Origin of the sequence: Mycobacterium sp. DBP42, assembly GCF_005924235.1 — a bacterium.
Classification (GTDB): Bacteria; Actinomycetota; Actinomycetes; order Mycobacteriales; family Mycobacteriaceae; genus Mycobacterium; species Mycobacterium syngnathidarum.
The window spans coordinates 194071-208366 of record NZ_VCMY01000004.1; the positions used below are offsets into that span (position 1 = coordinate 194071).

Sequence of the window (14296 nt, forward strand, 5' to 3'; positions counted from 1 at the left end):
TCGGGATGACGTTCGGGACCTTCGACGAAGGCCGGGCGTGGGTCGGTCATCGCTCCGAACCGCGGCATGCGTGGTTCCCGATCGACCGCTCGATGGTGTTGTACTACTGCTCGCTCGTCGAGGACGCGAACCCCCGTTACTGGGAGGGTGAGGACTGCCCGCCCGGGCTGCTGATGAGCCTCGGCTTCGCGCCGCAGTGGGTGCCCGGGTACCTAGCGCGTGCCGACATGATGTTCGCGCTCAGCGTCCCGTTGCCGGGCCACCACATCATCAACGCCTCGACGACGACGGAGTTCGAACGCCGGCCCCGGGTAGGCGATCACGTGTCGATCGTGGAGGAGATCGCCTCGATCTCCGAGCCCAAGACGACGCGGGTGGGCACCGGTGTGTTCATCACCACGGTGAGCACCTTCTCCGACCAGCACGGTGAGGTCATCGGCCGCAACACCAACGTGCTCTTCCGATACGACACCGCCGATAGTGAAGGCGCATCATGAACGACTCCACCGAGCGCAGCATGGTCCGCGTCCCCGTGCGGTTCGAGGACATCGCCGTCGGCGACACCCTGACGCCCGTCTCGATCGAGATCAGCTACAAGCGCATCTGCATGAACGCGGCTTCGACATGGGACTGGTTCCCCGGTCACCACGACCCCGACTACGCGCGCAGCCAGGGCCAGCGCACGATCTACCTGTCAACCCTCTTCTTCCATGGCTTCATCGACCGCGGCCTCAACGAATGGGCCGGACCCGACGCGCTCATCCGGCGCCGCAGAATCTCAATGATCCGGTCGATCTATCCGGGCCAGACCGCAACCCTGAGCGGCAAGGTCGTGGCCAAACGCGACGATGGCGGACGGCGCCTCGTCGACCTCGAGTTGCTCGTCTCGAGCGAAGATGGTCCGTGCGTGCCGAGTGAAGCCACCGTTGAGCTGGCCGACCCGTTTGTCGAGGTGCCGGGGTGAGCTGCCACTCACATGCGAGGCGACGGTGAGGGACGGAGGCTCGGTGGCCGAGCAACCGGTTCGCTACGAGGTCGTCGACAGCGTGGCCTGGCTGACGATCAACCGGCCCGAGGCGCGCAACGCGCTGAACAACGCTGTGCGCACGGGGCTTTTCGACGCGGTACGCCGCTTCAATGACGACGACGCGGCGAAGGTGCTCGTCCTCACCGGCGTGGGCGATAAGGCGTTCTGCGCCGGCGGGGACTTGAAGGAGATGGCGCAGAACGCGCTCAAGGTGCCCCCGAAGGACTTCGCTCCGCAGTTCGGCCGCAACATCGATGTCGCGAAGCCGACGATCGCGGCCGTCAACGGTGTCGCGTTCGCCGGGGGCTTCCTGCTCGCGCAGCAGTGCGACCTGGTCGTGGCTGCCGAACACGCGACCTTCGCCGTCAGCGAGGTCAAAGTCGGCCGCGGGTCGCCGTGGGCGGCACCGCTATCGTGGCTGGTGCCCCCACGCGTTGCCATGCAGATCCTGCTGACCGGCGACCCGATCACCGCCGAGCGCGCCCACCAGGTCGGCTTAGTCAATGAGGTGGTGCCGGCCGATCAGTTGCGCGAGCGTACCCGGCAGTTGGCGCTCAGCATCGCCGCGAACGCACCGCTATCGGTGCTTGCGTCCAAGCGCACCGTGTACCTCTCGGCACAGCACCACCTCGCCGCCGCCTACGACCTGGCCGACGAGATATGGGAGCCGGTCTATCTGAGCGACGACGCGCAGGAAGGCCCGACGGCGTTCCGCGAGAAGCGCGCACCACAGTGGAAGGGACGCTGACATGGCGGTGACCATGCAGTCGGTAATCGCCGACATCGAAGCCGAAACGGCCGCGTTGCGCGAACTCATCGCACCGCTGCCCGAAGGTCCGCGCGGCTGGGACGCGCCGACTCCGGCCGTGGGCTGGGCGATCCGCGACCAGATCAGCCATCTGGCGTTCTTCGACGACGTGGCGGTGCGCTCGGCCACCGACCCCGACGGTTTCAGCAGCGACTACCTGCCGATGATGGCCGACGGAAGCATCTCACCCGACGTCATCGCTGAGCGCTACCGTCAAATGCCGGCTGCCGACCTGCTCGCGTGGTTCGACACGTCGCGTGCAGCCCTCGTTGCGGCGTTCGCGGACATTGCCCCGGCGACCCGCCTGCCGTGGTTCGGGCCGACGATGAGCGCGGTCTCGTCGCTGACAGCGCGACTCATGGAGACCTGGGCGCACGGCCAGGACATCGTCGACGCGCTCGGCGCGACCCGCGAGGCCACGGCACGGCTGCGGCACGTGGCCCACATCGGGGTGGGTGCGCGCGCTTTCAGCTACCTGGCCAACGGTCTGGACCTCCCCGCGGACCCGGTACGCGTCGAGCTGACCGCTCCGGACGGCAGCGTCTGGACGTGGGGGCCAGCCGACGCCGCCAACCGCGTGAGCGGGCCGGCGCTGGACTTTTGCCTGTTGGTGACCCAACGCCGCCACCGCGACGACACCGCTTTGGTCGCCGACGGACCGCTGGCCGACCAGTGGCTCGCGATCGCCCAGGCCTTCGCGGGGCCCCCTGGCGGCGGGCGCGTGGCGGGCCAGTTCGCAGGGGGTCAGCGGTGAGCGTCCCGGTCCGCATCGGCAACTGCTCCGGCTTTTACGGCGACCGCATCGCCGCAGCCCGCGAGATGGTCGAGGGCGGACCGATCGACGTCCTGTGCGGTGACTATCTGGCCGAGCTGACCATGCTCATCCTGGCCAAGGCCCAGGCCAAAGACCCGTCCGGCGGGTACGCGCGGACTTTCCTCACCCAAATGGAACAGGTGCTGGGCACCTGTCTCGATCGTGGCATCAAGGTCGTCGCGAACGCGGGCGGGCTGAATCCCGCCGGCTTGGCCGCCGCGTTGCGCGAGCTGTCCGCACGTCTCGGCCTCACCGCGCGCGTCGCGCACGTCGAGGGCGACGACCTACGTGGCGACCTCCACGCAATCACGCCGCCCGTCGGCGACATCAAACCGGTGTCGGCCAACGCCTACCTCGGCGCCTGGGGCATCACCGAGGCGCTGCATTCGGGCGCCGACGTCGTCGTGACCGGCCGGGTCACCGACGCATCCCTCGTGGTCGGTCCCGCGGCCTGGTGGCACGCCTGGGCACGCGCCGACTGGGATCGGCTCGCGGGTGCGGTCGTCGCCGGGCACGTGATCGAGTGCGGCCCTCAGGCGACGGGCGGCAACTACGCGTTCCTCGACGAGATCACCGACCGCCGCTACCCGGGGTTTCCGATCGCCGAGGTCGCCGAGGACGGCTCTTCGGTGATCACGAAGCATCCCGGCACCGGGGGACTGGTCTCAGTCGGCACGGTCACCGCCCAGCTGCTCTACGAGATCGCTGAACCTGCCTACCTCGGCCCCGACGTCGTCGCCCACTTCGACACCATTCGCCTGGCTCAACAGGGTGAGCACCGTGTCGCGATCAGCGGTACGAAAGGCAGTCCGCCGCCGGACACGTTGAAGGTGGCGCTGAACGAGGTGGGCGGCTTCCGCAACACGATGACCATGGTGCTCACCGGCCTCGACATCGAGGCCAAGGCGGCCTTCGCCGAACAGCAGCTCTTCGACGTTCTCGGCGGACGCGACGCCTTCGACGAAGTCGACGTGCGACTGTTGCGTTTCGACGTCTCCGATGCGCCGACGAACGAGCAAGCCTGCGCGCACCTGCGTGTGACGGTGAAGGACGCCGACCCGCGAAAGGTGGGCCGAGCCTTCTCCGGCGGGGTCATGGAGATCGCCCTGGCTGGTTTCGCCGGCTTCCACACCACCACGCCACCGTCCTCGGAGACCGCGTTCGGCGTCTACCGGCCGGCCTACGTTCCGCGCTCGGCCCTCACGCACGTGCTCGTCGACGCCGACGGCAATCGGCACGTGATCCCTGACCCGCCGACCGGTGCGGTCCCGCCGGCTGGGATCGCCCCGCCCGCGAAGCTGCCGGCGCCATCCGGGCCGACGCGGCTCGCGCCGCTCGGGTCGGTACTCGGTGCGCGGTCCGGAGATAAGGGCGGCAACGCCAACCTCGGACTGTGGGCACGCGACGACCCCGGTTACGCGTGGGCGCGCGAGTACCTGAGCGTCGAGCGGCTGCGCACACTGCTCGGGCCGGAGACGGCGCACCTGCGCATCGAGCGCTTCGAACTGCCGAACCTGCGCGCGCTCAACGTGGTGGTGCACGGCTTGCTCGGTGACGGGGTGGCCTCCTCGACCCGGCCGGACGCGCAGGCCAAGGGGCTCGGGGAGTACGTGCGATCCCGAGTGGTGGACGTTCCCGAATCGCTGCTCGACACACACTAAATCCGGTGCGGGGCGCCGTCTACCTGCTGTGTAACCGCGCGGCTGAACAGCGCCGCAACGGCCGCGGCGGCCAGCATCGCCTCAATCGTCGCGTCGTCCAGCGACGCCGGCATGTACGCGGACGCGTTGAGCAATGACAGCACGGCGGCGACCAGGCCCTGTGCGCGCTCACGGTCCAGATCGCCCCGTGCTCGTACGAGCGCGTCGACCCAGAAGGACTCGTACCTGTGCTGTCGGCGTCGCAGGGCACGGGTCGCCAGCGGCGACAGCGAGCGGTGCTCGCGGGCGTAGACGGCCAACAGGCCGCGTCGTCGCGCGCCGAAGGCCGCGTGTAGGTCGACAAGGGCGTGCAGGACCTCCGTCGGTGTGCCGGCGTTGGTGGCGCGCCGGGCGCCGGCCAGCAGCTCAGTCATGGCGGCGTCGCATAACTCGCGCAGGATCGCGTCCTTGTTCTGAAAGTGCCGGTAGACGGCCGGCCCGCTCACCCCTGCTGCGGCACCGATGTCGTCGATGCCCACGGCGTGAAAGCCTTGCCGCGCGAACAGGTCGGCGGCGGCCTCGAGGAGCAGTTTGCGGCGCAAACCGGCCACTTTCAGGCCTCCTGTCGATTTGTGGTTACGTTGTTCGCCGTCCGATCCGCTGGGCCGGGCTGGGATCCTACCGGCGCTGGGGTTGCCTGCGTCGGCACCCGCCGCACCAAATCAAGGGAGGTGAACGAAACCGCTAGCCCCCGCCGATGCTGTCGCATCCTCTTCTCAGTTCATGATTTAGGGGCCCTGCTTCGAACCCGCGATGTGCAGCGGCACGACTCAGCGCAAAACGACTCCGCCCTCGATGCCCGTGAACTGCGCGCGCAGCTCGGTCTTGAGCAGCTTGCCGGTGGCATTGCGCGGCAGTTCGGCGACGAAGTGCACGTCACGCGGACACTTGAAGTGTGCCAGCCGCTCCCGGCACCACGCTACGATCTCCTCGGCGCTCGGCGCCTGTGTCGCCGGGTCGGCGACCACGACCGCGACGACGCGTTCGCCCCACTTCGCGTCCTTACCGCCGATCACGGCGGCGTCGAACACCGCCGGGTGGCGGAAGAGAACCTGCTCGACCTCGATCGGGTAGACGTTCTCGCCGCCGGAGATGATCATGTCCTTCTTGCGGTCGACGAGGGTGATGAAGCCCTCGGCGTCCATGCGCCCGAGGTCGCCCGTGTGGAACCAGCCCCCGCGTAACGCCTCGGCGCTCGCCTCGGCCTTCATCCAGTAGCCGGTGAACACATTCGGGCCGCGCACGATCAGTTCGCCCACGGTGTCGGTCGCGACGTCGCGGTCGTCGTCGTCGACGATGCGGGCGTCGACATGCATTGCGACGCGGCCGATCGACCCGGCCCGCGTGCTGACGTTCTCGGCGTCGAGGACGGTCACCAAGGGAGCGGTCTCGGTCATGCCGAAGCCCTCGGTGAAGGGCACGCCTCGCTCGCGCATGAAGTCGATGACCGTGAGGGGGACGGGCGACCCGCCGCCCATGGCGAAACGCAGCGCAGACAGGTTGAAGGAGTCGAAGTCGGGCACCTGTGTGAGTGCGGTCCACATGGCCGGCACCATGAACTGGACCGTGACGTGGTGGTCGGCCATCGCCTGTAACGTCGCTCGCGGCTCGAAGGACGGCATGATCACGCTGGTGCCGCCGACGTACAACAGCGGCAGGGTGTGTACTCCCAGCCCGCCGATGTGGAACATCGGCGCCACCGCGACGGTGACGTCCTCGCCCCGCAGGCCGATGTCGGTGCCGAGGACGTTGATCGCGTTCCATAGCAGGTTGTCGTGGGTGAGGATCGCGCCCTTGGGTCGGCCCGTCGTCCCCGACGTGTACATGATGAACGCGGGGTCGCGGCCGTCGACGTCACCGTTGAGCGGTTCGGGCGCGGCGCCCGAGACGACGTCTTCGTAGCCGAGCTCGCCCGGCGCCGGCACCCCACCGGCGCGCACGACATGGCGCACGCGGACTCCGGACTCGGTGACGGCGCTCCTGGCCTGCGCGGCGAACGGCTCGTGGAAGACCAGAACATCGGCGCCTGAGTCGGCCAGGATGTAGCCGATCTCGGGTCCGGCAAGGCGCACGTTGAGCGGAACTGCAAGTGCGCCGATTTTGGCGCAGCCCAGCAGCACCTCGATGAACTCGGTCGAATTGACCAGCAGCATCGCGACCCGATCGCCCTTGCGCACGCCGAGGGCGATGAGTGCGGCGGCGACCTGGTTGGTGCGCCGATCGAGGTCGGCGTAGGTGATGTGCGCGCCGTTGCTGATCAACGCGGTGCGCCCGCCGTTGAGGAAGGCGCGCCGGCTCACCCACTGACCGATGCCGAGTTGCATTCGATTCCCTTTCATTCCGCGGCGACTCAGTAGGACGCGGGCAGTTTCAGGCTGTGCTGCGCCACGAAGTTGAGGATCATTTCGCGGCTGATCGGCGCGGTGCGCATGAGCCGGGCCGGACCCCACAACGTGGCGAGGCCGTACTCGGTGGCCATGCCGTTGCCGCCGTGGGTTTGAATCGCCTGGTCGAGCGCCAGGATGCCCGCCTCGGCTGCGGCATATTTCGCCATGTTCGACGCCTCACCCGACCCCGGATCGCCGGCGTCGTGCAGGGAGGCGGCACGCTGAGTCATCAACCGGGCCAGCTCAACCTGGATCTTGGCGTGGGCGAGCGGGTGCGATACGCCTTGGTGCGAGCCGATCGGCGTTCCCCACACGTGGCGGTTGCGGGCGTAATCGGCGGCTTTATCCAGCGCGTAGCGACCGATGCCGTTGCCGAGCGCCGCCCCCATGATTCGCTCCGGGTTCAGGCCCATGAAGACCTGGCGCAGGCCCTCGTTCTCCGCGCCGATAAGGTTGGCGGCCGGCACGCGGACGTCATCGAAGAATAGAGTGAACTGCTTCTCTGGAGTGACCGCCTGCACCGGGATGAGTGACTTGGTGAGCCCGGGGACATCGGTGGGCACGACGAGCAAGCTGAGTAGTCCGCGACCACTGTCGTTGGTAGACGTTCGGGTGACGACCAGGATCGCTTCGGCTTCGTCGACACCAGAAATGTAGTACTTGGTGCCGTTGATGACCCAGTCGTCGCCGTCGCGTTTCGCGGTCGTGGAGATGTTGTGCGAGTTCGAGCCCGCGTCCGGCTCGGTGATCGCGAATGCCATGATCGTCTCGCCGCTGGCGATGCCCGGCAGCCACTGCTGCTTGAGTTCCTCACTGCCGAATGCCTGGATGATCGTGCCGCAGATGGTCGGCGAGACGACGGTCATCAGCAGCGGGCAGCCCGCCGCGGCGAGCTCCTCACCGACGATCTGCATGTCGTAGATGCCGCCGCCGCCGCCGCCGTACTGCTCGGAAAGGTTCACCCCGAGGAAGCCCTGTTTGCCCACGGCCTGCCACAGCTCGGTGCTCTTCCCGCCGGCCAGCGACTTTTCCAGGTAGTACTCGTGTCCGAAGTCCTTGGCGATCTCGGCGACCGCCTTGCGCAGGTCCTGACGTTCCTCTGTCTCGTGCAATTCCATGACACTCCTCACATCGGTATCGACGCGCCACCGATCGGGAGCGCGCCGGCTTCATTAGAGCTCCGTGGCGTCCGACGCCACTTCACCGCCGTCCACCGCCTCGACCACGGCGAGGACGTCACCGCTCGAGACCTGATGGCCGACCTGGACCGGCAGGGCGCTCAGCACCCCGTCGATCGGGCTCGCGACGGTGTGCTCCATCTTCATCGCCTCCAGGACGACGAGCGTTTGACCGGCTGACACCGTCTCGCCCTCGGCGACCGGTAGTCGGATCACCGAGCCCGGCATCGGCGCGGTGAGCGACCCGGGCGGGTTCAGAGTGCTCGGGTCGACGAAGCGTGGCGCCAGCCGCAGGGCGGAGTAGCCGGCGACCGAGTCGAGGTGGGCAACATCGCCGTCGAGGACGACATCATAAGTGCGGCGCACCCCGTCGACGCGCAGCACCACCCGCTCGCTACTGCCCTCGACAACCTCGACGTCGGCCAACGGCTCGTCGTCGACCTGCAGGCAGGTCCCTGTCGAACCTAACGTGTACCCGACGCGCACTTCGCGCCCGCCCTGGGTCTGCCAGGTTGTGGTCTGCGGCTGCGAAGGGTTGTTGCGCCAGCCGGCGGGCAACGTGGCCTGCAGAGTTGCGACGGCACGCCGCGCGGCCACCCCGGCCACGGTCGCCGCGACGGCGTGCAGGCGCTCGGACTGCGTGTCTGGGAGGGCAGCGCCGAGTTGGGCGACGTCGTGTCGGTCAAGGAACCCAGTGTCGGTGCCCCGCCCGGCGAACTCGTCATGGCGCAGGACGCGAACAAGCAGGTTGCGATTGGTGGTCACGCCGTGAATACGGGCGCCGGCCAGCGCCGCCGAGAGGCTGGCAAGTGCCTCGTCGCGCGTTGGTGCCCACGCGATGACCTTGGCCAGCAGCGAATCGTAGTAATGACTGATGACCGAACCGGCACGAAAACCCGAGTCAACCCGCACGCCGGCAAGCGCCGGGACATCCAAGGTGCGCAGGGTGCCGGTACAGGGCCGGTAGTCATCGGCCGGATCCTCGGCGCACAGCCGGGCCTCGACCGCGTGACCGCGAATTCGCGGGTTGTGCATCTCCTCAGGCAGCGGGCGGCCCATGGCTACGAGCAGCTGGGCACGCACCAGGTCGAGGCCGGTGATCAGCTCGGTAACCGGGTGCTCGACCTGCAGCCGGGTGTTCATCTCTAGGAAGGCGAAGGAGTCGGCTTTGCCATCCTGAGCGGCGTCGTAGACGAACTCGACCGTCCCGGCGCCTACGTAGCCGACGGCGCGCGCGGCGGCGATGGCGGCCTCGCTCATCCGAGCGCGCAACGCGTCGTCGACGACCGGTGACGGCGCCTCCTCGATCACCTTCTGGTGTCGACGCTGCACGGAGCACTCGCGCTCGAACAGAGAGACGACGTTTCCGTGCGTGTCGGCCATGATCTGGATCTCGACGTGGCGTGGGCGCTGGACGTAACGCTCGAGGAAGACGGTGCCGTCGGCGAACGCGGCGGCGGCCTCACGCGAAGCGGAGGTGACCGCTTCGTCGAGCTCGTCCGGCGACGCGACAATGCGCATGCCTCGGCCACCGCCGCCGGCGCTGGCCTTGACCAGCACGGGGTAGCCGACGTCGGCGGCCAGCTTCGCCAGCTGCTCGGCCGATAGCCCCGTCGTGTCGCCACCGGGCAGCACAGGCACCCCCGCGTCGGACATCGTCTTCTTGGCCTGCAGCTTCGAGCCCATCGCGTCGATCGCCCCGGGCGGCGGACCGATGAAGACGAGGTCGGCGGCGGCACAGGCGCGCGCGAACCCGGCGTTTTCCGAAAGGAAGCCGTAGCCGGGGTGTACTGCGTCCGCGCCGGTGAGCGAGGCAGCGGCGATGATCCGGTGGATGTCGAGGTAGGTCTCGGCGGCAGACGAGCCGGGAAGGTGCACGGCCTCGTCGGCGTCGGCGACGTGCCACGCGTCGGCGTCGGCGTCGGAATAGACCGCGACGGTGGCGATCCCGAGATCGCGGCAAGTGCGGAACACCCGCCGCGCGATCTCGCCACGGTTGGCGACCAGGACCTTGCGGATCTTGGGCATCGCCATCACATCCGGAACACGCCGTAGCCACGCTGGCCACGGACCTCGCCGTTGTGGATCACCGACAGGCAGAACCCGAGAACGGTCCGCGTATCGCGGGGATCGATGATCCCGTCGTCGTAAAGTCGGCCGCTGTTGGCCAGTGCGACGGATTCGCGCTCGATCTGTTCCTCGACGGCGGCGCGCATCTGGGCGTCGGCCTGCTCGTCGAAGGGCAGCCCGCGGTCGGCGGCGGACTCGCGCGCCACGATGGACAGCACTCCGGCCAGTTGCGCCGGACCCATCACGGCCGACTTCGAGTTAGGCCAAGCGAATAGGAAACGCGGTGAGTACGATCGCCCGCACATGCCGTAGTTCCCGGCACCGTAGGACGCACCCATGGTGATGGTCACGTGGGGGACCGTGCTGTTTGATACGGCGTTGATCATCTTGGCGCCGTCCTTGATGATGCCGCCCTGTTCGTACTCGGCACCGACCATGAAACCGGTGGTGTTCTGCAGGAAGATGAGGGGGGTGTCGATCTGATTTGCCAGTTGGATGAACTGCGAACCTTTCTCGGCCTCCTCACTGAACAGGATGCCCCGTGCGTTTGCGAGGATGCCGACCGGGAAGCCGTGGATCGAGGCCCAGCCGGTGACGAGTGACGTGCCGTAGAGAGGTTTGAACTCGTCGAAGGCCGAGCCGTCGACCACTCGGGCGATGACGTCGCGGGGGTCGAAGGGCACCTTCGGATCGACCGACGCGATGCCGAGCAGCTGATCGGGGTCGTGCACCGGTGGGTGCGGCGGCGTGGTGGGTCCGGGGCCGTTCTTCCGCCAGTTGAGCCGCGCCATGATGCGACGGCCGATGCGGATCGCATCCTGCTCGTCCTCGGCCATGTAATCGGCCAGCCCCGAGGTGCGGGCGTGCATGTCGGCGCCGCCGAGCGACTCGTCATCGGAGACCTCGCCCGTGGCCATCTTGACCAGCGGCGGACCGCCGAGGAACACCTTGGAACGGTTGCGCACCATCACGACGTAGTCGCACATGCCCGGGACGTACGCACCTCCCGCGGTCGAGTTGCCGAAGACCAGGGCCAGTGTCGGCAGCCCCGCTGCGCTGTGCTGGGTCAAGTCGTGGAACAGCTGTCCGCCGGGCACGAAGATCTCTGCCTGTGTGGGCAGGTCGGCGCCGCCAGATTCGACGATGTTGATGATGGGCAGTCGGTTCTCCCGCGCGATGGCCATGCCGCGGAACACCTTGCGGAAGGTATAAGGGTTCGATGCGCCGCCGCGGACGGTGGGGTCGTGGGCGATGATCATCGACTCGATGCCCTCGACCACGCCGATGCCTACCACCACGCTACCGCCGACGGGGAACTTACTGCCCCAGGCGGCGAAGGGGCATAGTTCGAGGAACGCCGTGTCGGGGTCGAGCATCAGCTCGATGCGCTCGCGGACAAGCAGCTTGCCCCGCTTACGGTGGCGCGCAACGTATTTCGCGCCGCCGCCGCCGTTGACCAGCGCCAGTTGCTCCGCGATGGTGTCGAGTTGCGCGCTCAGTCCTTCGCGGTTCTTGAGATAGCCGGGCGCGGTGTCGTCGACCCGATCGGGCAGGACCTGTACCAAAGTTTTCCTTCCGGGCGAGCATCGACGTCGATCTACTAGGCGCTGATGTTAGCCGCAATTAACATCAGGTGACAACGGCGCAGGCGGGCGTCGGATTTGTTCCGCGCCGTGGTTCCGTCGAATGGCGAGGATCGAAGCGGTGCGTTCGCTGCAGATCGAGCGATCGAAGGAATTGACTGGGGAGGGACGGCACACAGGGCCCGTGCGAGGTCGTATCGAGTTCCTCGTCCGGCGCGCGTGGAGTCTACGGTTCGCGATCTCGGGTGAACACCCGCAGCGATTGTCAGTGTCGCGCCATGCCCTTCAGCCAACCGAGTAGTGCATAACGCCGGTCGGCCAGAATCTATCGGGTCTCCTCGGCTTTGGCCAGCGGCGGAGCGGCCTGATCAGGCGCCTGTCCGAGGGTATACAGGCCGAGAATGCCGAGAAAACCCGCACAGTGCTCGATGAGCATTTCAGTCGAGAGGTTCAGTTGTCCATCTATCCAGCGACGGAGTATCTCGAACAGGCCCCCGACACCGTAGGTAGCGGCGAGATCTGCGACTTGGAGCACATCGCTGGGTATATCGAGGTGCAAGCGGGCCTCTCTGAGCACCAGCTCCGCAAAATCGGTCATCAGATCGCTTCGCAGCTGCCGAAGGAGGGGTTCTGCGCCCGACTCGACAAACAGTATGCGGGCCATGCGGGGATCGTTCTCGATCACCTGAACCAGGGCCTTGATCGGAGCGTAAGCCAGTTCTTGAGGAGCAACCGTGTCGTCCGGAATGGCGCTGGTTATCACCGCTTGGAAGGTAGTGGAGATCTTGGCAAATACCGCACGCAAGAGCGCGTCTCGATCGCGAAACTGTTGGTAGAAGTACCGGCTCGTCACTCCTGATTTCGCACACACGGCGGTCACGGTGCACGCGGTAGCTCCGTGGGTGCCCATGATTGAGACCGCGGCATCAATCAACATCACGCGACGCTGTGCATCGCGTTGAGTTGCGGACAGCCCGCCATAGACACGTGCTGGACTCATGTCCTACAGTCTGGCAGTCTTATCTGACAAGGCATAAAGTCAGATCCAAACTTCGAGGAAGGACCTCAAATGTCGGACGATCAAGCCCCGACCCCGACCCGGGTGCTGCCAAAACCCAGGCGCGTTCGGTTTCCGATGCCGACCTCCACGAAGCGGCAACATTTTGTCGATGGCGACCTGGTGATGAGCCATTTCATCTCGGTGCTTTCTGCGACGTTCCCGGAAGGCGAGGATTTCTTCATCCGCTCGGTCAGGAACTTCCAGAGTTCCATCGACGATCCCCAACTAGAGACAGCGGTCAAGGGTTTCATCGGACAAGAGGCCACACATCGACACCAGCATCGTCTCCTAAACGAGCGACTCCAGGTCATGGGTTATCCGACCGCGCGAATCGACCGTCATGTCGGACGCTTGATCAAGCGATTGGAACGGCGCTTTTCGCCGGAAATGCGGCTGTCCATGACCTCCGCGTTGGAGCACTACACCGCTACGCTGGCAGAAATCATTCTTACCAGCGAAGACGCCCAGAAGCTCATCGGCCAGACAGAGGTTCGACCGATTCTGCTGTGGCATGCCTTCGAGGAGTCGGAGCACAAAGCGGTTGCCTTTGATGTCTATCGGCTGGTGGGAGCAACCGAGCGCACCCGTGTACGGGGCATGCGGATCGCTTCAGTAATTCTGTTCGGCGAGCTCATTCTGCAGACTGCCTTGTCTATGGCCGCTGATAGAGCCTCATATAACCCGGTCACCCTGGTGCGCAGTCTGTACCGCTTTAGTCGCACCCCGATGTTCACCGCCGATGCGCTGCGGCGTTTCCGTTCCTACAATCGCCCGGGTTTCCATCCTGATGATTGGGACAGCGCCGCGGTCCTGGAGCATTGGAGCAAAGAACTGTTCGACCAAGACGGTTCACAGCGAGTTATCGCTTCGTCGGGATAGCAAAGATGCGGAAGTGCGGCGACGCAGGAGCACCGTTCCTGCGTCGCTCCTTCCGAACAGGGTGCGACGCGTCGGTGACTCACGGATTCGGTGCTCGGTGGCCGGTGAAGGTGGCGGTCGGACCCGCAAATGCGGTTCGCAGCGATCGCCACGGGGCTGGCTGGCCTGTTGTGAGCCTCGATCAGTCGCTGATGACATAGCGTTGAGCCAGGGTTTCAGCAAGTCTGCTGGTGTGCGCGACCACTTCTTTCTCGGTCACCGCAAGCAAACCGGAGTGCCAGGCGGTGATGACTTCGACGAATCCCCCGACAGCGATCAGGGTGTCCATGCGAAGGGCTATCTCGTCGGCATCTTGTCGGAGGTGTGGCCGGCTTGCCTCAACGACCAACTGCGTTGCTTCCTGTAGCGCCACGGCGCGGCGGTCTTGTAGCGGTGAGCTACCGACATGCTGAGCGAGGAGGATGCGTGCCCGGCCGGGATCGCGTGCGATCCGGTCGACCACGATGGTGATCGCCGCGGTGATGGTTTCGATCGGCGGCCGATTCGCACGCTCGTTGAAGAGCGCGGCGACCTCGCCGAGCATGTCATTGCGGACGCCATCCCACGCAGCAACGAGCAGCTCATCGCGCGTCTTGAAGCCCTCGTAGAAGTATCGATCGTTCAGCCCTGTGCGGGCGCATACGCCGCGCATAGTGACCGCGGCCCAACCGCTCTCACTCCAAATCTCGGTTGCGGCCTCGATCAATTGCTGCCGTCGCTCGGCACGACGCTCGGCCCCGGTCCGACCACC

Annotated in this window: 13 protein-coding genes; 6 read left to right on the forward strand and 7 right to left on the reverse strand. The window is 66.6% G+C overall.

Annotated elements, in window-relative coordinates:
• The first annotated feature begins 5 nt into the window (after positions 1 to 5).
• Genes E0T84_RS06910 through E0T84_RS06930 form a run of 5 tightly spaced genes read left to right on the forward strand, consistent with a single transcriptional unit; the run spans position 6 to position 4310 of the window.
• Positions 6 to 497, forward strand: coding sequence for a MaoC family dehydratase N-terminal domain-containing protein (locus E0T84_RS06910; RefSeq protein ID WP_017205330.1), 492 nt, complete (start codon positions 6 to 8; stop codon positions 495 to 497).
• Positions 494 to 964, forward strand: a complete 471-nt coding sequence (locus E0T84_RS06915) for a MaoC/PaaZ C-terminal domain-containing protein (RefSeq protein WP_011560592.1) — start codon at positions 494 to 496, stop codon at positions 962 to 964. Before E0T84_RS06910 ends, E0T84_RS06915 begins: the two co-directional genes overlap by 4 nt.
• Before the next feature lie 43 nt (positions 965 to 1007).
• Positions 1008 to 1775, forward strand: coding sequence for an enoyl-CoA hydratase/isomerase family protein (locus E0T84_RS06920; protein WP_011560591.1), 768 nt, complete (start codon positions 1008 to 1010; stop codon positions 1773 to 1775).
• Between the two features lies 1 nt (position 1776).
• The gene (locus E0T84_RS06925) at positions 1777 to 2589 is read left to right on the forward strand and encodes a TIGR03084 family metal-binding protein (RefSeq protein ID WP_011560590.1); all 813 of its coding nucleotides are present in this window, start codon (positions 1777 to 1779) and stop codon (positions 2587 to 2589) included.
• Entirely contained in the window at positions 2586 to 4310 is a 1725-nt protein-coding gene (locus E0T84_RS06930) for an acyclic terpene utilization AtuA family protein (RefSeq protein ID WP_011560589.1), read from the forward strand. The genes E0T84_RS06925 and E0T84_RS06930 overlap by 4 nt, the downstream gene beginning before the upstream one ends.
• Here E0T84_RS06930 and E0T84_RS06935 read toward each other — a convergent pair.
• The 6 genes from E0T84_RS06935 to E0T84_RS06960 all read right to left on the reverse strand — a co-directional run bounded on the left by E0T84_RS06935 (position 4307) and on the right by E0T84_RS06960 (position 12567).
• A complete protein-coding gene (locus E0T84_RS06935; protein WP_011560588.1) occupies positions 4307 to 4900 on the reverse strand; it encodes a TetR/AcrR family transcriptional regulator in 594 nt (197 codons plus the stop codon). The two genes, E0T84_RS06930 and E0T84_RS06935, sit on opposite strands and share 4 nt — an antisense overlap.
• Positions 4901 to 5119: 219 nt before the next feature.
• Positions 5120 to 6673, reverse strand: a complete 1554-nt coding sequence (locus tag E0T84_RS06940; RefSeq protein WP_011560587.1) for a long-chain fatty acid--CoA ligase — start codon at positions 6671 to 6673, stop codon at positions 5120 to 5122.
• Positions 6674 to 6699: 26 nt separating this feature from the next.
• The gene (locus tag E0T84_RS06945; protein WP_011560586.1) at positions 6700 to 7854 is read right to left on the reverse strand and encodes an acyl-CoA dehydrogenase family protein; all 1155 of its coding nucleotides are present in this window, start codon (positions 7852 to 7854) and stop codon (positions 6700 to 6702) included.
• Positions 7855 to 7908: 54 nt separating this feature from the next.
• Positions 7909 to 9942 carry a biotin carboxylase N-terminal domain-containing protein gene (locus E0T84_RS06950; protein ID WP_005116476.1) on the reverse strand — a complete coding sequence of 678 codons (2034 nt, stop codon included), beginning with the start codon at positions 9940 to 9942 and terminating at the stop codon, positions 7909 to 7911.
• Positions 9943 to 9947: 5 nt separating this feature from the next.
• Entirely contained in the window at positions 9948 to 11549 is a 1602-nt protein-coding gene (locus E0T84_RS06955; RefSeq protein ID WP_011560585.1) for an acyl-CoA carboxylase subunit beta, read from the reverse strand.
• Positions 11550 to 11892: 343 nt separating this feature from the next.
• A complete protein-coding gene (locus E0T84_RS06960; protein ID WP_011560584.1) occupies positions 11893 to 12567 on the reverse strand; it encodes a TetR/AcrR family transcriptional regulator in 675 nt (224 codons plus the stop codon).
• Between the two features lie 69 nt (positions 12568 to 12636).
• On the opposite strand from E0T84_RS06960, the gene E0T84_RS06965 reads away from it, so the two are divergent.
• Positions 12637 to 13506 (forward strand): metal-dependent hydrolase, encoded by an 870-nt coding sequence (locus E0T84_RS06965; RefSeq protein ID WP_011560583.1) that lies wholly within the window; start codon positions 12637 to 12639, stop codon positions 13504 to 13506.
• A gap of 181 nt (positions 13507 to 13687) precedes the next feature.
• Here E0T84_RS06965 and E0T84_RS06970 read toward each other — a convergent pair whose 3' ends face one another.
• Positions 13688 to 14251, reverse strand: coding sequence for a TetR/AcrR family transcriptional regulator (locus tag E0T84_RS06970; RefSeq protein WP_005131302.1), 564 nt, complete (start codon positions 14249 to 14251; stop codon positions 13688 to 13690).
• Between the last annotated feature and the right edge of the window lie 45 nt (positions 14252 to 14296).